This window comes from Leptospira biflexa serovar Patoc strain 'Patoc 1 (Paris)', from assembly GCF_000017685.1.
Lineage (GTDB): Bacteria > Spirochaetota > Leptospiria > Leptospirales > Leptospiraceae > Leptospira_A > Leptospira_A biflexa.
Map to the genome: position 1 here is coordinate 2,979,332 of NC_010602.1, position 17,997 is coordinate 2,997,328.

15 protein-coding genes are annotated in these 17,997 nt (G+C 38.3%); 6 read left to right on the forward strand and 9 right to left on the reverse strand.

Annotated elements, in window-relative coordinates:
- Positions 1-15: 15 nt before the first annotated feature.
- Complete coding sequence (locus LEPBI_RS14150) at positions 16-468, forward strand: hypothetical protein (protein ID WP_012389815.1); 453 nt, start codon at positions 16-18, stop codon at positions 466-468.
- 94 nt (positions 469-562) lie between these two features.
- Positions 563-1,282, forward strand: a complete 720-nt coding sequence (locus tag LEPBI_RS14155) for a glycosyltransferase (protein ID WP_012389816.1) — start codon at positions 563-565, stop codon at positions 1,280-1,282.
- Here LEPBI_RS14155 and LEPBI_RS14160 read toward each other — a convergent pair.
- The 3 genes from LEPBI_RS14160 to LEPBI_RS14170 form a co-directional block, all read right to left on the reverse strand.
- Positions 1,275-2,567 (reverse strand): adenylate/guanylate cyclase domain-containing protein, encoded by a 1,293-nt coding sequence (locus LEPBI_RS14160; RefSeq protein ID WP_012389817.1) that lies wholly within the window; start codon positions 2,565-2,567, stop codon positions 1,275-1,277. The genes LEPBI_RS14155 and LEPBI_RS14160 overlap by 8 nt on opposite strands.
- Before the next feature lie 90 nt (positions 2,568-2,657).
- Positions 2,658-3,869, reverse strand: a complete 1,212-nt coding sequence (locus LEPBI_RS14165) for an NADP-dependent isocitrate dehydrogenase (RefSeq protein WP_012389818.1) — start codon at positions 3,867-3,869, stop codon at positions 2,658-2,660.
- 45 nt (positions 3,870-3,914) lie between these two features.
- The gene (locus tag LEPBI_RS14170; RefSeq protein WP_012389819.1) at positions 3,915-4,481 is read right to left on the reverse strand and encodes a hypothetical protein; all 567 of its coding nucleotides are present in this window, start codon (positions 4,479-4,481) and stop codon (positions 3,915-3,917) included.
- Positions 4,482-4,560: 79 nt separating this feature from the next.
- On the opposite strand from LEPBI_RS14170, the gene LEPBI_RS14175 reads away from it, so the two are divergent.
- Positions 4,561-4,935 carry an LIC_13246 family protein gene (locus LEPBI_RS14175; protein WP_012389820.1) on the forward strand — a complete coding sequence of 125 codons (375 nt, stop codon included), beginning with the start codon at positions 4,561-4,563 and terminating at the stop codon, positions 4,933-4,935.
- Positions 4,936-5,012: 77 nt separating this feature from the next.
- Positions 5,013-6,029: a hypothetical protein gene (locus LEPBI_RS14180; RefSeq protein ID WP_041770053.1), complete on the forward strand. Its 1,017-nt coding sequence runs from the start codon at positions 5,013-5,015 to the stop codon at positions 6,027-6,029.
- Between the two features lie 79 nt (positions 6,030-6,108).
- Here the strand turns inward: LEPBI_RS14180 and LEPBI_RS14185 are convergent, their stop codons facing one another.
- Positions 6,109-7,056: an MBL fold metallo-hydrolase gene (locus LEPBI_RS14185; RefSeq protein ID WP_012389822.1), complete on the reverse strand. Its 948-nt coding sequence runs from the start codon at positions 7,054-7,056 to the stop codon at positions 6,109-6,111.
- 48 nt (positions 7,057-7,104) lie between these two features.
- Between LEPBI_RS14185 and trmB the strand changes: the two genes are divergently transcribed.
- On the forward strand, positions 7,105-7,764 hold the full coding sequence (trmB, locus tag LEPBI_RS14190) for a tRNA (guanine(46)-N(7))-methyltransferase TrmB (protein ID WP_081431681.1): 660 nt from the start codon (positions 7,105-7,107) through the stop codon (positions 7,762-7,764).
- Between the two features lie 69 nt (positions 7,765-7,833).
- On the opposite strand, the gene LEPBI_RS14195 is transcribed toward trmB, so the two are convergent.
- The 4 genes from LEPBI_RS14195 to rsgA form a co-directional block, all read right to left on the reverse strand.
- Positions 7,834-11,427, reverse strand: coding sequence for a tetratricopeptide repeat protein (locus tag LEPBI_RS14195; protein WP_012389824.1), 3,594 nt, complete (start codon positions 11,425-11,427; stop codon positions 7,834-7,836).
- A complete protein-coding gene (locus LEPBI_RS14200; RefSeq protein WP_012389825.1) occupies positions 11,424-13,037 on the reverse strand; it encodes a PEGA domain-containing protein in 1,614 nt (537 codons plus the stop codon). Before LEPBI_RS14200 ends, LEPBI_RS14195 begins: the two co-directional genes overlap by 4 nt.
- Positions 13,034-14,005, reverse strand: coding sequence for a FecR family protein (locus tag LEPBI_RS14205; RefSeq protein ID WP_012389826.1), 972 nt, complete (start codon positions 14,003-14,005; stop codon positions 13,034-13,036). Before LEPBI_RS14205 ends, LEPBI_RS14200 begins: the two co-directional genes overlap by 4 nt.
- Before the next feature lie 65 nt (positions 14,006-14,070).
- Positions 14,071-15,024: a ribosome small subunit-dependent GTPase A gene (gene rsgA, locus LEPBI_RS14210; protein ID WP_012389827.1), complete on the reverse strand. Its 954-nt coding sequence runs from the start codon at positions 15,022-15,024 to the stop codon at positions 14,071-14,073.
- A 49-nt stretch (positions 15,025-15,073) separates the two neighbouring features.
- Between rsgA and LEPBI_RS14215 the strand changes: the two genes are divergently transcribed.
- Positions 15,074-16,900, forward strand: coding sequence for an ATP-binding protein (locus tag LEPBI_RS14215; protein WP_041769893.1), 1,827 nt, complete (start codon positions 15,074-15,076; stop codon positions 16,898-16,900).
- A gap of 4 nt (positions 16,901-16,904) precedes the next feature.
- Here LEPBI_RS14215 and LEPBI_RS14220 read toward each other — a convergent pair whose 3' ends face one another.
- The gene (locus LEPBI_RS14220) at positions 16,905-17,993 is read right to left on the reverse strand and encodes an acyl-CoA desaturase (RefSeq protein ID WP_041769894.1); all 1,089 of its coding nucleotides are present in this window, start codon (positions 17,991-17,993) and stop codon (positions 16,905-16,907) included.
- Positions 17,994-17,997: the final 4 nt, after the last annotated feature.

The window sequence follows — 17,997 nt, forward strand, 5'->3', positions numbered from 1 at the left end:
CAATGGAACCAAACGATGGAAACCAAGATCGGAGAATGGATTGAAATTTCATTTGAACCACCATTCATCCCACCGAGTACATTATGGAAACAAGCAGAAACCTTAACCCTAACTTCTGAACTAGAATCCTCTGCCATCAGCTTTCTGAAAGATTTTACCAAAATTCTCAATACGAAGGATGCAAAAAAAATCCTGTTGGCAACTTATTACCGTGCCAAAGACACTTCCGAAGTTCGATATTATCCATACAATGAAACAGATGAACTAAAATCGATCCAAGGGATGACAAAAACAATTGGATCAACCTGGAAATTCAATGCGCAAAAAAATAAATTTCGATTGGTTTGTAACCAACAGATTCTTGAGATCACGGATCATAAAGGGGAGCCAGTGATCACTTCGAAAAAAGGAGCTTCCATTCCGATTTATTTGAGTCGGATCGATGGGAAATGGGTCATTGTGCGTTAGAACAATTTGTATTCTCATTATTAGATAAATGACTTGATGGTAGAACCAATTAGAAAACAAGTATATTGGGAGAAATAAATTTCTCCCAATCCATATGAAAAAAAATCATCTCAGCATCATTATACCTTGTTATAACGAATGCAACCGCCTTCCCCAATATTTAGATACTTTAATGATTACGTTTCAAAAGAAATCCAATGTGGATTTCATCATTGTGGACGATGGAAGTCCGAAAAAAGAGTTTTTAAAATTAAAACAGAATATCGAACATCACTTATCCAATCCAAAAATTCAACTTTTACGCTATGAATTGAATCTCGGAAAAGGTGGTGCCATCCAATTTGGCCTTCAAGTTGCGAAAGGAAATTATGTAGGATTTGTTGATGCCGACGGAGCAACGCCAGCCTATGAACTCCAACGGATTTGGGATCACATTGACACACATAAAGATATTGATTTAATTGTTGGCTCTCGAATTCCAATGCTTGGTAGAAGTGTAAAAAAATCGTTTTATCGACACATCGCCAATCGAGTATTTTCTTATTATTTTCATAAAATATTTAAAATACAAATGTATGATCCACAGTGTGGATGTAAAATATTCAAAAAATCATTGTATGAAACTATGAAAGAAAAAATAACCGACTTACGTTGGTTATGGGACACACAATTGATTGTATTATCCTACCGAAATCAAAAGAAGATTTTTGAATTTCCGATTGATTGGAATGAAATTCCTGATTCAAAATTCAACTTCCTAAAAGATTCTTGGGTAGTTCTTTATTCTGCTTGGAAATACAGAAACATCATTTGATGTACAAATCAGCCCCTGCTTGGAATTTTTTCTTTTCCGAGATTCCATAGATTTTTTTTGGAGAACTTATTCCTTTTAATTTATGTTCTCCTAACTCTTCCCATCGAACAGGAATTTGGTGCGCCAAACTTTCTGAAGCAAGAACTGCTTTTCCCAATTCGCCACACATGCCGGCAATTCTACTCGTAAGATTGACTGCTTCCCCGATGACTGTAAAATCCAATCGATCAAAAGATCCAATATTTCCATAAAGAATTTCGCCAGAATGTAAGCCCACTCCATGATGGATTGAAATTTTACCTTCGGATTCCCTACGATTGTTCAACTTTGAAAGTTCATCACCTAATTTACGTACGGCTAGTAATACTTTTTTCCCGACGACTAGTTTGTTCCTTTCATGATAAGGGAAAACAGCTAGGATTCCATCACCTAATAATTTCAAAACCTCTCCTCCAAATTTTTCGATTTGAGGAATGGCAATTCCAAAATAATCATTTAATAATTGAATGACTTCGGTCGGAGAAAGTGTTTCACTGATTCCAGAATAATTCCGAATATCCGAAAACCAAATCACAGATTGGATATTGTCCAACTCACCTAAATATATTTTTCCTGAGTAAACAGTAGAACCTGTCCTTTTGCCTAAGTAGATACTTAACAGGGATTCGGTGAGCTCTGATTGGATGAAAGTCCACCATTTCAGTGCAATTAAATGTAGAGATTTTGTTAAAAAATCCAGTTCCGATTGATCAAATCCAAAAGGTTTTTTCGTAAGTAAACTTAAGAAAGCATAACTATTCCCTTTTTGGATCACAGGCACTGCAAAGTATCCAGTGGCACCAGAAGGAGCAAGTTCCTCCAAAATTGGATAAGGAAATGGCCCCGTATATCCTTCTTCAAATTGATAATAATACGTTTTTTTCGAAGTCAAAACATATTGGATCGGACTTGCTGTGAATTGCGAAGATTGAATTGAACCTAATCTAAATTTGGTGACGCGAACAAATGAGTTTGGAAATTCAAAAAATCGACTGGAATGGAATAAGGTATCCACCTGTAGATCAAACATTTTTTTTTGGTCATTCGAGGCCCAAAGGTATGCAAGCGTTTCTACCTGCGGATGTAAGGTTCTTGTTCCCATATTGCCTCGGATAATTTCCAATCCCAAAGTTTGCAAATATTGAATATAGGAATGAAATAATAAAGAGGGAGAATCGATTTTAGGCATCTCAACCAAATACCAATCCATAAATGAATCGAGTAAAGATTTGGAATCGTTCGTCATGGAATGTTTATTGGATTAGGAAAAGAAAAGAAGGCAAGAAAATAAAGAAAGAAAAATCACCCTGCCAAGAGACAGGGTGATGTGCAAAAATTATTTGAGTTTTGCATCCAAACGTTTTTGTACTGCTTCCATAAATTGGAATGTATCCAATTCTGTTTTTTTGGCAGCAGTAGAAAGAGAAAGTAGATCTTTTGTCATTTCTCCTCCTTCGATGGTTTCGATAATGGCTTCTTCCAATTTGTGAGCAAAATTCACTACATCAGGAGTTCCATCAAGTTCACCACGTTTTGCCAATGCACCCGTCCAAGCAAAAATGGATGCGACAGAATTTGTCGAAGTGGTTTCCCCTTTTTGGTACTTTCGGTAGTGGCGAGTCACAGTTCCGTGAGCCGCTTCGTATTCATACTTTCCATCTGGAGACACTAGCACAGAAGTCATGAGTCCAAGTGAACCAAACCCTGATGCAACCATATCACTCATCACATCACCATCATAGTTCATGAGAGCCCAAAGTTGACCACCTTCGTTTTTCATGATTTGTGCAACAGCATCATCAATGAGGTAGTAACTATAAGTGATACCTGCCGCTTTCATCGCTGCGTCTTGTTCTTTTGCCATGGTATCAAAGATATCACGGAAACGTGCGTGGTATTTTTTAGAAATTGTATCTTTTGTTGCAAACCAAATGCTGATCTTTTCAGACAAAGCATAGTTAAAACATGCTTTTGCAAAAGACTTAATTGATTCATCTAAGTTGTGCATAGCAAGAGCAACACCTGAACCTTTGAATTCATTCACAAGAAGTCTTTGTTTTTCGTTTCCAGAAGCATCCGTATAAACAAGTTCAACTTTACCTGGACCATCTACAGAAATTTCAACATCACGATAAATATCACCATAAGCATGACGACCAATCGCAATTGGTTTTTTCCAAGAATTCACCGCAGCTGGAATGTTTTTTATGATGATCGGTTTACGAAATACAGTTCCATCTAAGATCGCTCGGATTGTTCCGTTAGGAGATTTCCATTCTTGTTTTAAATTGTATTCTTTTACACGGTCAGCATTTGGAGTGATGGTTGCACATTTAACACCTACGCCATGTTTTTTAATCGCGTTAGCAGAATCAACAGTCACTTGGTCATCAGTTTTATCTCGATACTCAACACCTAAGTCATAATACTCTAAAGTAATATCTAAGTAAGGGTGAATGAATCGATCTTTGATTTCTTTCCAGATGATTCTTGTCATTTCATCGCCGTCTAACTCAACTAACGGTGTTTTTACTTTAATTTTTCCCATTGATTTCTCCTAAACTCTTTCCATTTTGATTCTAATTTATAATACTTAATTTGGATTTGCCATGTATGTATTCCAAAGATGATGACAAAACTCTGTCGAATTATTAATCGCTCCTGAAATCGTATGAATTCCAGTAAGAGATGTATATCTTTTTCTATAGGCATCCGTCTGCGAAATGAGAGAAAGTTTCGATTCTAATTGTAATAAAACTTCTTTCCAAACATCACATTGAGCTTTTACCAATGGATCGGTTGCTTTGATTTTCAGTTGGTGGGCTTCGGAAATTTGTATTTCCCAAAAATGAGATGGGAATGCCGGTGGAGTGTATCGGTCACGAATGGATTCCAAATCTTTTTCGATCTCTTGGTCTTTGAAACTATTAAAAAAGAAAAAACTACTAATCTTTAATGAGATGGGTAGGTAAAAACGGAAGGTTTTATCATAGGAAACCATCTGATGCAAAACCCACTCAGGTGATTTTCCGCTGTCAGTTTTGCCTACAAAGGATTTGCCATCCAAATGCGACAATTCATCAAAACAATATTGGGCGAAACGAAGTTTCTCTTTCCAGAATATTTCTAAGATCTCCGTGACCATGTCCGTTTCGTTCATCCTGGATAGGGGAAAGTATTTTTCAAGTGCGAATCCTTTTTTGAGAACCAAGTGTTGAGGATGTTTACCACTCCATGGTATGAACGATGATGAGCTTTCCTGGCGTGAACTTCTGACAAAAAAGGAAGAATTTCTACATATCCTCCGAATTCTGAACCACTATTACGAAATGCGAGGGGAAACCAAATCCAAACAATTTGGCTTTCGTCGCCTCCTAGCCGATTCTGACCCAAATTCCGTGCAGATCTTTTTTGCAAGGCTTGGCCCATTTGAATACCAAGTCGCCTGCCGTATCCTTCCCAACGAGGAAACGGAAACCTGGATCCATATAGATGGGATCGCAGAAGAACGAGAACGATTGCAAACCATTGGCAATCAGGATCATCCCGTGTTTTCACTGGTCTGCCTCGGTGATCTGTATGGGATTTCCGTACCGACTCTTCTCTCCATTTAAAGGAAATCCCCAAGAAAAACCTTGCTTCTTTTTCTGGGTCGTTTTAGGATTTGGCGGTGCAATGGCGATCCCTTTCCATCAAAATCATTTTGTTTGGTTGTTTCACGATTGCGCAGGCAAACCCTCTTTTTGCGGAAGATTTTAAAACCCAACACTTCGCAGAGGAAGGGTATCTCCAAGGTTGGAATTTTACCTTTCGAAACGAAAAGTACAATGTATTTGCTACCTTTTTAGTGAGTAATTTTGGACCAGGATCACTTAACAACGGCATATCGTTACTTTTAAAAGCAAAAGACCAACCTGTATTTTATTCCACCCGCGAGTTTGATGCAGATGAATATGAATTCAAAAAAGGAAAGTTTTACCAACGCAGTGGGGAAAACTGGATGGAATATAAAAACGGTATTTATTCCTTTTATATGAACTATGGGGATTGGGAAATCAAACTAGACTACAAACCTCGCCGAGGCAATGTCCCGATTTCCCAAGGTAGATTTCCTTTGATGGAAAAAGGAAAATTCGTACAAGCAGACATTCCATTTTCTTACTCTTCTGTGACAGGCACCATTCGGTACAAAGATGTGATCGAAGAAGTGAAAGGAGTCGGAGGATTGGAACACATCTTAACAAACGAAGCTGTGTACCAGTTTTCCAAAAAATGGGAGCTTGTCAGGTCGCGGACAAGTGATGGTTATCGAATTTTTACAGGTGGATTTCTTGGAAATTCCAACTTCCCTGGAGAGTTTTATCGAAGAGTGGCCGTACTCAACCCATCTGGAAATTTAATTTTAGAAGGGACAGTGGAACGAGTAGAAGTTTTGGAATGGGAAAAGGAACCTACTTCCGGTTATACGATTCCAAAATCAGAAATTTTATACTTCCAAAATGAAACATGTAAATTGAATGTCAAACGAACTCGTCCCATTGCCACCATGAGTGCTTTGGAAAATATTTCGTCTTTTTTACGCTTTTTTATCCAATTGTTTTTTGCAAAACCTTACCAAATCCATTGGATCGCAGAACTTAAGTTAGAGTGCCCAGAATATTCAGGAGAAGCAAAAGGTTACCATTCCAATTATTTAATCAATGAGTGAGTCAAAGATTGATTGATTCTTTCATTGAAAGACATTCCCAATCACTCGAAAATTGAGTCAAAGGGCCAAACCATTCTTTCTACAATATAAACTTTTGGCCTTCATGGGCAATGTGAACCTGCATACCACCTGGTTTCAGGAGCCTTGCTTCATCCAAAATGATCCTTGCCACTTCATGGTCGGTATGGTCTGGTTCATGGTGAGTCAACACAACAGAACGAATCTCCATCATCTCAGCAAATTCAACTGCCTTACTGACAGCTGTATGCCCCCATCCAATTTTTTTCTCAGCCTCTGAAGTGCTATATTGTGCATCGATGATGATGAGATCGGCCCCAGCAATTTGAGGTTTCATCTTTAATAGATGTTCTCTATCTTCTTCGCGGTATTCTACATCTGTACAAAATAAAAAGATTTTATTCCCTTCTCTGATACGATACCCCGTGCAGGACCCAGGATGGCGAAGACCAAAGGGAATGATTTTTAATCCACCTAACATATAGGATTCAAATTCTTTCCATAAGTGGAAATGTTTTTTAGACGCCATTTGTTGGAAGGTGATGGGAAAGTTTTCTGGGTGTTGTTGTCTCTCCAACCGTTCTTGTAAATTTGGAATACAGGAATAAAAATGAATGTTCACTGACGGTGAATAACCAGGTTTGAAAAATGGCCAACCTTGGATATGATCCCAATGTGTATGTGAAACAAGGATATGGAGATCCATGTCCTTACCGCTGAAAGCTTCGGGAGCCAATTGGTTTCCAAGGACTCGTAAGCCCGTTCCCATGTCCAAAATGACCCTTTCGCCTCCGTCCCCTTCAATGAGGACACAAGTTGTATTCCCACCTAAGTCTTGTGAAAGTGGAATGGGTAGGTGGTTTAGAAACTCTTCTTCCGAAAATCCACTTGGATCTTTTTTCCACTCTTCTTTGGCCAAATGCAGAATCTTTAAGGTTTTTTCTCGTTGTTCCTGTTTTGATATCGGTGTAGGAAGGGAACCTCGTACACCAAAAAGAGTTATTTTCATCTAGTTCCTTTTTAAAATCCTGACATTAAATCATCGGAAGAAATGCAATTGTTAGTTAATCCAGAAATCCAAGAAAAACTTTGGAAGTTTACTACCAAAACTTCCTATCAATCAGACTATCTCCTGCAACCTAACGAACGTGGGAAAAAAATCGATCTAAAAAAATCTTTCCCATCAACAACCACTCAGTTTGTTTTAGAGCTTGGCTCGGGTTGGGGTGAAGTTGCCATTGAATTGGCAAAAAATGACCACCAAACAGGTTACCTACTGATGGAAAAAAAGGTAAACCGAATCATCCACACAGAAAAACAAAGGAAAACACTCGGATTAGAGAATATTCGTTATATGACAGTTAACTTCCAATGGTTTTTCGATGAGTTACTCGAGAAAGAAATTTTTGACAAAATCATCATCAACTTTCCCGATCCATGGCCCAAAAAAAAACACCGCAAGAATCGACTCATGCAGCCCTATATGTTACAACAGATATACACATTGCTAAAACCAGGTGGTGAACTTTTTTTTGCGACTGACTACGGCCCGTATGCGAGAAAAACCATCTCCTTGTTTCGAAAATTCCCAAACTTTCAATGGAAGGAGAAGGAATATGAATTCGAAAGGCCTAATTTCCCGATTTCTTTCTTCGAGGCCGAAAAAAGAAACGAAGGGAAAACAATTTATTATCTAAAACGAATCAAAGCAATTTGAACTGACAGTTGTGTTAGAGTCCACTGCTCCCGTAACCTCATGTGAACGGGAGATCCAATCGATCGATTGTTAGTCCACTGTAATCGTACTGATCCTAAGTCCATCACGGTCTCCTTTCCAAGGAACCGAAGTTTTTTCTCTACCTTTGATGAGGAGTAATTCTTTGGATTTGCCCTCTACAACGAGCCCATCCATCGGGAAATAAAAGTCCCCTTCAATTTTGTAAGAATCCTTCCATTTCGATCCACCTTTCCAAAGATAGGTGGTATCGTCTGTATTCACTAGGAGTGATTCAGGGTTTTTGACTACGGAACGTACGGATTCCGTTTTGCCAATGGCATATAATTTTGCTTTTTCTGTCCCTTCGTAGATTTGTCCACCAAGTTGTACTAGGCAGGATTCTTCTAAACAACCAAGGAAATGAGCCGACTCTTTCGAATCTTTTTTATTGATAGGCAATGATACTTTTGTTTCTTTTTCATTGGTCACACCAGGTGTGATCACTTGGACCAAAAATTCTTTTTTGGAATCTCTGATGACAAAAAGTTTACCTTCACCATTCAGAGAAAATCCCACATAATCATTTCCATTCCACTCTTCTTGGATTTCCAAGTTTGGATTGGTTCGAACCAATTTTCTGTTTGGAGATTTTTCCTTTTCTAAAAGTAGATAAAAACCATTGGAATCTGCCGATCCCTGTTTGACTTTCCAACCAGCTAATACCTGTTTCTTGAAGGTCATTTTTCCAGATTCAGGGTAAATTTTTGTCGCGGTATCATTGGATATTCCAACAAGTTCCTTCCCAGCCACAAGTAATTGAAACGGGGTGGATGTGTATTGTTTCCAAACGAGTTCCTTTGTGATACGGTCATAGCCCACAAGAGCAGTTCCATAATTCACAATGATACGATTAGGGTAAACGATTGGTGTGGAAACAGGTGTTCCTGATAAATTTAAGTCTGTTACGTGGAGTGGTTCGTCATCTAATGCATCCGAAGGAAGTAACCTTGCGTATTTGGTTTCTCCATATTCACGTAAGATTTTTTCTTTGACCGTATTACGTTTGGATTTGGTTTTTTCAGAAGGAGATTGTTTTAATTTGGCATCCAAAATTTTGAACTGCGCAAATAATGCTTCTGCCGAAGGTTCTTCTTTTAACACACGATCAATTGTTTTTTCAGCTTCTTCCAATTTGTTTTCTTTAAAGTAAATATAAGCCAATTGGATTTCACCATCCATAAAATCAGGATCTGATTTTCGAATGGACTCGAGGATGGATTTGGCTTCGTTTGTTAGGTCTTCGTTAAAATAGGCAATTGCTAAATTATAAGAAGAAAGTCCAAATTCGGAATCTTTTACCCTTGCCTTCTCAAACTCACGTTTGGCGGCATCCATTTGGTTTAATTTATAATATGCAAGACCTTTTGCCACGTTACTTGGAGCAAAGTTAGGATTGACCAAAATCGCTTTGTCAAATTCACCAATGGCCGCTTCATAATTCTTGCGTTTCATGGTAACAAGGCCTAACATATAATAAGCGTAATACGAATCAGGTTTTTCTTTTAAAATATCATAAAAACCATCTTCTGCGCGTTTGAGTTCCCCTTTTTTATAATAGAAGGAATATATCCCTTCTTTAAAGGAGATTGCATTTTCCTTATTGGACTTAACTGCGTTTTCTAAAATAGAAAGACCTTTTTCCTCTTCACCTTTTTCAATATAACATTCTGCAATTTTTACAAGGAGAGATGCCTTCGGAACGCGGTCATACGCCTTTTGGTAAGGAGTGACTGCTTCGATATATTTTTTACGATTAAAGAGAGCGTTTCCTTCTTTGACAAAAGGTAAAATCTCCGCAAAACGAGAGTTCTCCGAAACTGTTTTTTCTGTTTCTACTAACTCAGGAATGTCTTTTGTGTATTTTTTCGATTTTTGAATGAACTCATTCGCTTTTGTATAATTTTCCTTTGAATTTTCTTCAACGGCGCGTTTGTAGTATAAACTTCCCAATCGGTAATCCACAGCTTCATTGTTTGGAAACTTTTTCTTAAGCCCCATGTAGATGGATTCCGCTTCATCCCATTTACTGGCATCTTCAGCAATCCGACCAAGTGTGATGGCACTAAATGGATCTGTTGCGGATAAGGTTTCTAGTTTTTTTATGAATTCTTTTTCTTTTTTGGATTCTCCAGTTTTTGCATAAACACGAGCGAGTCCTTGCAAGGCACCTGGGTTTGTATTGTCCAATCGATACGCTTCTAAATAAGATCCTTCCGCTTTTTTATATTCGCTGAAAGCAAAGTAAGCACGACCATAGGCATTTTGAACCGCAGGATTTTCTGGGTTCACTCCCATTGCTTTTCCATATTCATCAAACGCCTGTTTGCGTTTCCCTTGTCGTAAAAAAGAATCTCCACTCGCGATGAACTTTTGAGATTCCGCTAGAATTTTAGCCTTTCGGATATCTTCTTTTTTTGCCTTGGGATGGGTCTCTGCCTTTTTTAATACATCCAAGGCTTCATCATAACGACCTGAATCGATGAGAACGTAAGCCAGGTTCATCTTTGGTTCCATGAAATTTGGATCCCAAGAAGAGGAATCTTGGAAGCTGAGAGTTGCTTTTTTGACTTCTCCCCATTTCCATTCGCATATCCCTTGTTTGTTGCGGATTTCTGCGTTTTTAGGAATTTTTTGAAGCGCTTGTTTCGATGTTTTTAAACAATCTGAGTAGTTATGTGTTTGGATGAGAACATTACACAATCCAACATAGGCATTTGCATTGGTATCAGAAAGAGAAATGGATTTTTTAAAACTCTCTTCACTTTCTTTTAATTTTCCATTTAAGAGTTGTGCATTTCCAAGAAATGACCACACAGAACCATTTTGCGGTTGTAATTCGGATGCTTTTTTAAATTCGGCAGTTGCTTCCGTATAATTTTTTTTGTTGAGGAAATCATTTCCTCTTTGGATGAGTGAAGCAATTTTAGTAGAAAGTTTTGCATCTTTTGCAGATTTTAATTCTGGGTTTAATTTTTCCGCTTTGGCAAAATAACTTTCCGCTTCTTCGTATTTTTTAAGCTCCAAACACACATCACCTAGTTGGTTGAGTAATTCCACAGGATAAGGGAAATCTTGTTTGTCTTCCAAGGATTTGAGAGTGACCAAACTCTCTTGGTATCGACCCAAATTTTTTAATAGGATCCCTGTTTTGTATGTATAAATAGATTCTTCTGGTTTTAATTTGTTTAAGGTTTGATAGGTGGAAAGTGCGGCTTCATTTTCACCGAGCGTTGACTGAACAGTCCCAAGCCCAATCAAAATCTTTTCATTTTGAGGGTCTAAGTTATTTCCTTTTTCATAAGCAATTTTTGCATTTTCATAATCTCCCAATTGGTAATGGGATGCCCCAAGCAAAGCATAACCTTCGACAAGTTCAAAGGTTTGGATAGATGATTTTGCCTTTTCCAAAGAAACATCCATGTTTCCTTTTTGGAACTCGTTACTTCCATCAGCGATGAGAGCACGCGCCTCTTCAATTTTTTGGCGATCGGACGCGGCAGATTTTTCAACAACAGAATCTTTTACAGTGACAGCTTGGAAATCACGAGAACGACAACCAATGAAAGATAAAAGTAATACACATAGAATGATATTTTTTTTCATTTTTGGAACCTTTGTTCGAACTTAACCATATCGGGGTATTGAATTTTTAATCCACGAAGAGGAACTCCCACCAAAGGAGCATTATGTGGAGTAAGAACACCTAAATTCCAAAACGTATCAAAACTCCAAGGGAATTCTTCTACCATTTTGTTACCCAAATACAAACGGATCATTTTTTTCTCGAAATCAGTGGAAAACTTTATACTTCGACCTTTTAGTTCATCTTCTTTGTTCCATCGGTAAGAGGAGCGAACAGGTGCTTCCAAATCGTTTTGGGAAAATTTAATAATATGAAAGTCAGTTTGATCTACATAAACCAAAATCGAATTTTGATTGTGGTCATGGATGGAAAGTCCAACCGCCCCATTGTATTCCTTTTTTAAGTCTAACACAAGTTCGGCTTCCAAATAATCAGGAATCAAATCTTCCGAATACACTCCATACCAACCCTTGGAAAGTTCCTTGTTTTTGGCAAAAGTCAATTTTCCAGGGAATGTCGCAGAAAAGTTAGGCGAAGGTGATGTGAGGTTCCAAAATTCTTCTGATTCCCAACCTACCCCATCCTCTAAAGAAATTGGTAAAGCGATGGATGTAATTTGTTTTGGGCGGATTTTGATTCCTGCTTTCGCATATTCATAATGGGAATCAAGAGTAGTTCGAATGAATTGGATCGGATAACTACCGTAAGGTACACCAGACTCTGCGTATTGTGTTTTGCCTTTTTTTTGACCTGCTATCACAACATCGAGTCCAGGAGGAAAACTAGAAACAACAACGGTTCCTTGTGAGATGTCATCATTCCATTCTTGGAACGCTCTTGTGGTTTTCCCTGCACGGACTAAAATATTCCGTTTCACTTGGTCTTTCCCAGGTTTGGCAAAGGATAATGTATGTTTTCCATTTAAGAGAGTATAATTAAGAAGAGGAGCTTTCCCCACTTCTACTCCATCTAAGTAAATGATGGTACCGGGAGAGGTGGAAAATACAGAAACTTTTCCTTGTAAGGAAGAAGTAAAAAAAGATCGTAAATCATCGCTGGAAGGAGAAGAAACTTCTAAAAAATAGGAAGGTACAAATTCGGTTAAAGGAAGTAGGTGTTTTTTCCCGTGAAAAACATCAAAGGATTTCACTGATTTGTTTTTAGGCTCTTTTTCTTCTTGGTAAACAAATACCGCCTTGCCAAAGTTTTGCGAAAGAACTGGATCCTTGTATTGGACATCCACTGTCAATCGTTCTGCAGATTTAGACAAACTGAGTTCCAAAACTAAATCAATATCATTTGACTCAAAAAATTTGGGATCTGGTTTGGAAGGTGATTTTTGATAAGCACCTAATTTGGAATGGGGAAAAAGGATTTTTTCTTCAATGAGGGATAAGTCAGAACTAGAAAACCCCTCTGGAATTTGTTTCCAGAGGAGAGTGAAACTTGGGGTTGGTTTATTTACCAGTCGTTCTCTGTAATCTCTACCCGAAGGAAGGGGTTCAGACTCTCCAAGATCTGGAGTGACAAACTTAGGTTTTGTAAAACTTCGATTGAGTGTTTCGATCTTTGTGACCGAGGAACAATAACCGACTAAAAAACAAAGGACCGGTAAATAAACATATCTCATTTCGTCTTATCAAAACTCTCTTTTGGAGCTAATTTTAGTGAATCTTTTTGCACATCTTTTTTAATGTATTTGGAATCTTCAATTGATTTTGCAGTTGTGATCACTTCATCTGACTTTGATTTGGTGATTTCACGAGTTTTGGCTGCTTTTTCCAATTCCTCAACAGAAGAACCTAGGTTCATTTTTTGAAGTTCTTCGTTGTTTGATTTGAGTTCATTTGCAAGGGACTCAAATTGTAACATTTTTGTATTTTCGAACACTAACATTTCTTTCATCTCACCTAAAGATTGTTTGTCCATTGGTTTGATCATTTTCTCAGATAGTTTTGTGTCTGTCGATACTTCAGCTGACTTTTGTTTGTCGACTACGATTTCGTTATCAGAGTTTGATTTACGGATCGCAACGGCACCATCAAGAACCGTGTATTTCACAACACAGTTAGAAGAACCACAAGCTACGTTTCCACCTTTTGCAGAAGGATTTTCAACATTCGTCATAAAGATAGTTCCACGAACACCCGCAATCGAAGTTGGAGTCACAACATTAAACGATTCTGTTTTTCTTTCTTTGCGAAGAACAGTCACGAGTTTTCCGTATTGCATGTTGACTTCTGTTTCACGTGATCCGTCGTTTGCAGCAAAGGCTTGGCTTACGCTAAGCGACGTATTTTTGTTGAGTTTGAGAACACCGTCTTCACCAACCAAAAGTTCAACAGATCCATTTTGACCTGTCACAATTGTGTCTTGAGAAGTTAAGGTATCACCTAAACTTGGTTTGATTTGGCCATTTTCTCTCAAAACAACTACGTCCCCTTTTACGAAAGCGATGACGACATTACTCGCTGGTTGGTTTTTATCTGTAACGGTTGTTACAGTCTCTTTTGAGTCTTTTTGGCAAGCTGCGGCAAACATGGCAAAAATCGCCACAAATCCCAAAACCGACAATTTTTGTATGATTGTACGTTTCATATTCCTTCCTCCGGAAATAACTTTCTTAAATTAGATAACAACTGAAGCCTTGGCAACTCTTTTCCCTAATATCTTTTTGTGACAGCTTTTGTCCAATGGTCCCTGCGGGTCACACGGTGGGGATTCTCCAGACTTTCGATCATGGATTCGAGGCTCTTTTTTCGGGTTTCGTCCATGGATTCGTTCATGTATTTACGCATTGGACATTCAGAACCGAGTTCACAGCAATAAATTTCCTGACAAGTTTCCTTCTGTTTTCGTAATTCGGGAAAACTTTCCCAAAGTTGGGTAGGTGTCAGGTGGAGGATGCCCCATTCTTTGACTCCCGGCGAGTCGATGAGGACGGTATTTCCTTCCAAAAAAAGGGCAAACGAATTGGTTGTGGTATGTTTTCCCTTTTTTGTCGTCCCACTCACCAAATTGGTCCTTTGTACGGTTTTTTTATGGAGGTGGTTCATGAGAGTGGATTTACCCACTCCAGAATTTCCACAAAGGAATGTACGTTTGCCTTTGATTTTTTCCCAAAGTGGTTGGATGGATTCTTCCGAAAGAAGTGAAACACTCATGACATCATAACCTAACTCGCTATAGTAAGTTTCTCTGTCTTTTATTTCTTCTTCATCCACCAAATCTTTTTTGGTAAAAATAATGAGGGGTGGGATATCGGTATCGTAAGAGGCGGCAAGTAAACGGTCAATGAAGCCAGGTTTGGTTTCTGGATCTTTACAAGAAGCAAGGATGGCAACTTGGTCAAGGTTTGCACATAACACATGACTGTCGCCCTTATCACTTTTGCGAGTGAGATAATTTTTACGCTCAATACGCTCTGAAATGACCCACTCTTCCCCAGAAGATTTTTCGGCAAGGATCATATCCCCTACCACAAATGGATGGCGTTCATTCGAATTTTTTAGGCGGAGTTTTCCTTTGAGTACGGCAAGGGCATACGTTGTCTCTTCTGAATAAATCTCGTAATACGCACCGAAGATACGAGCGATTGTAAATTGTTCTTTACCCAAGTGGAATCTGCACCATAATTATCTAGTTCTTACATTGTATACAATCCACATGCAAATACAAGTTTTCTTTCGTTCCAGCATCATTCTCCTCTCTTCTTTTGGTTGGTTTGCAATTGCTTACGGACTGATCCTATTTCAAGTTTCCTATCTTTTTACATTTTCTGTCCTATTTTTGGGTTTTCTCACTCTCTCACTTTTCCTTTTCCATCTGCCCACAAACCAAACCCTTTTGGAAGAAAAACCCAAAAAAAGAGATGAACTCGTACAAAATCTCTTTGCTCTGGAAAAATTCAAAGAAGAGCTCATTTCCTTCAATGACCCTGACCAAATTAGCGAAACGATCAGCCAATTTTTGGCTTCTAAAATACACGCAGAGTTTGTGCAAGTGTATACTTGGGATGAAAGGGAAGGACAATTTCGACCAAGACCATTTCTCGATTCCAAAAACCAAAAACATCCAAACCTTCCGTCCATCCCTGTATTCAATCCATTTTTATTATGGTTATCCGAAAGAGAAGGAATCCATATCAAAGAAAATTTCATCCAATATGTTTCTCCCAGTCATGAAAAAATTGCAAAAGAGGCCTTAGGTTTTTTTTCAGACACCAAGTCGGAGTTAGTTGCAACACTTTCGATTAAATCTAGTTTGGTGGGCTTTATTCTACTTGGGAAACACAAAGAAGGAAAAATTTACGATTTAGAAGAAATTGAAATCATTTTAGAAATCCTTTCCGTTTCTCTCATGTCACTATCCAATTCGATGATTTACCAACAGTTGTTAAATTTAACGGAAACTTTGGAAGCGAAGGTTAGGGAAAGGACCAAAGAATTGGAAGAAACGCAGGCCCACCTTGTCCAATCCGAAAAAATGGCATCTCTTGGGGTGATGGTGGCAGGGATTGCACATGAAATCAATACCCCTGCTGCTGTGATCAATGGTGCTGCCGATAATTTAGATGCCAATTTGGTCTTCGTTTTATCACACTTAGGTGACATCACTCACCTCATTCAAAATCCTGATTTTCGTTCCCTTTATTTGGATATTTTATTTAGTTTTGTGAAAGAAGATCCAACGACCAAAATCGATCCAAAGGATAAATTCAAATTAAAACGAGAAACAAAATTAAAATTCATCCATGATGGAATGCCAGAAAATGATGCCACCGATTTATCCACGTTTCTCATCGACCAACATTTAATGCACATGCAAGAAGAACTTCTTCGGATTTGGAAATCTGGTGGAAAAGAAACCTTTGAAATGTTAAAAAACACCTTAAGTTTACAAAGGAATATCAAAAACATCAAATATGCGATTCGTAATATTGTACGAATTGTAAAAGCCTTAAAATACTATTCCCACTTAGGGCAAAATTCGTATGAAGTGTCTGACCTGCATGAAGGTTTGGAAAACACACTCGTGATCATGCAAAACCAAATCAAACATGGTGTCGAAATTGAACGAAATTACGGCACAATTCCGCCTGTTCGGTGTAATTTGGATGAACTGAACCAAGTGTGGACAAACCTAATTACAAACGCCATCCATGCAATGAAACGAAGCGATCATCCCAAACTCATCATATCATCAAGTCGGGTAGGAGAGGAGTATGTGATGATCAGTTTTGAAGACAATGGATCGGGTATCCCAATGGAAATCAAAGATAAAATTTGGGATCCATTTTTTACAACAAAAGACCAAGGAGAAGGAACAGGGCTTGGTTTAGGAATTGTGAAAGGGATCATTGAAAAACACAAAGGAAGGATTGAAGTAGAATCTTCTCCTGGACGAACCTTGTTTATGGTCTATTTGCCGTTAGTTGGTCCAGGCGATGTTCCGAATCTCCCCAAAGAAATTTTTAGGGAGAGGAGAGGTTAATCGATCAAAAAAACAGTGGTTGGCTCAGAAGTTTTTCCCAGTTTTCTTTGGTAGTTTCAAATTTTTCTTTCGAAACCACTGCTTCTTTTTCATTGGCCGTTTGTTTCGCTTTGGACCATTTTTGGAATTCAGCGATTGCCGTTTCTCTAAGATGTGCCAATTGTTCTGACCAGGTTTTTAGTTTTTCTTCACCAAGATTTGCAAACTGATGTAATGTTTCTTTTTCTTTGATGAACATCGTCTTTTGTAAAATTTTTTCTTCAGACACTTTTTTTAAATTATATGTAAGGCCAAAAAAAGAAAGAAATTTGATCATCCATTTGGATGGATCGTAATCATACCATCGAATTCCATTCCGGTAATCCATTTGGAATTCATGGTGAAAGTTATGAAATCCTTCACCAAACGTAAAAAAGGCGATGACCCAATTATCTCGTGCTGTTTGTTCTTTTGAAAACGTTCTCTCTCCCCAAACATGGCAGGCACTGTTGATAAAAAAGGTAAACTGGTGAACCACAAATAATCGTAAAAAACCAGCGACAAAAAATCCTTCTAAGAAGGATCCCCATAACATCGTGATGAGTCCAGGTAAAATAAAACACATGAAGATGGAGATGGAATAAAAATGTTTATGTTGCCAAAGCACCAAAGGATCACTTGCCAAATCTTGGACACCTTGTTGCACATAATTTCGTTTCCGAAACAACCAACCTATATGGGCATACCAAAATCCTTTTTTGATGGAATATGGATCTTTGTCTGTATCCACAAATTTGTGATGGATACGATGGTCTTCACTCCATTCGAGCGCCGTCGATTGAAACGCCGCGGCTCCAAATAATAATAACAATAGTTTGATGGGAGATTTTGCCTCATAAGCTTTATGAGAAAAAAGTCTGTGGTAACCGACTGTAATCCCCATTCCTGTCGCAAAAAAATAAAACAAAAAGAGAGCCCAGGTGCCAAGATGAATTGTCTCGTAAAGTGCCACATACAAGGTCCCAAAAATACCAACGAGGGGGGAAGTGAGTAAAAAAATGGTCGTAACCCAATCGATGGGGTTTTTGACTTTGAATTCAGCTTGTGTCGTCATAGAA

Coding starts and splice junctions, on each gene's coding strand:
- LEPBI_RS14150 (WP_012389815.1), top strand. CDS start 16: ATGGAAACCAAGATCGGAGAATGGATTGAAATTTCATTTGAACCACCA.
- LEPBI_RS14155 (WP_012389816.1), top strand. CDS start 563: ATGAAAAAAAATCATCTCAGCATCATTATACCTTGTTATAACGAATGC.
- LEPBI_RS14160 (WP_012389817.1), bottom strand. CDS start 2,567: ATGACGAACGATTCCAAATCTTTACTCGATTCATTTATGGATTGGTAT.
- LEPBI_RS14165 (WP_012389818.1), bottom strand. CDS start 3,869: ATGGGAAAAATTAAAGTAAAAACACCGTTAGTTGAGTTAGACGGCGAT.
- LEPBI_RS14170 (WP_012389819.1), bottom strand. CDS start 4,481: ATGAACGAAACGGACATGGTCACGGAGATCTTAGAAATATTCTGGAAA.
- LEPBI_RS14175 (WP_012389820.1), top strand. CDS start 4,561: ATGAACGATGATGAGCTTTCCTGGCGTGAACTTCTGACAAAAAAGGAA.
- LEPBI_RS14185 (WP_012389822.1), bottom strand. CDS start 7,056: ATGAAAATAACTCTTTTTGGTGTACGAGGTTCCCTTCCTACACCGATA.
- LEPBI_RS14195 (WP_012389824.1), bottom strand. CDS start 11,427: ATGAAAAAAAATATCATTCTATGTGTATTACTTTTATCTTTCATTGGT.
- LEPBI_RS14200 (WP_012389825.1), bottom strand. CDS start 13,037: ATGAGATATGTTTATTTACCGGTCCTTTGTTTTTTAGTCGGTTATTGT.
- LEPBI_RS14205 (WP_012389826.1), bottom strand. CDS start 14,005: ATGAAACGTACAATCATACAAAAATTGTCGGTTTTGGGATTTGTGGCG.
- LEPBI_RS14215 (WP_041769893.1), top strand. CDS start 15,074: ATGCAAATACAAGTTTTCTTTCGTTCCAGCATCATTCTCCTCTCTTCT.
- LEPBI_RS14220 (WP_041769894.1), bottom strand. CDS start 17,993: ATGACGACACAAGCTGAATTCAAAGTCAAAAACCCCATCGATTGGGTT.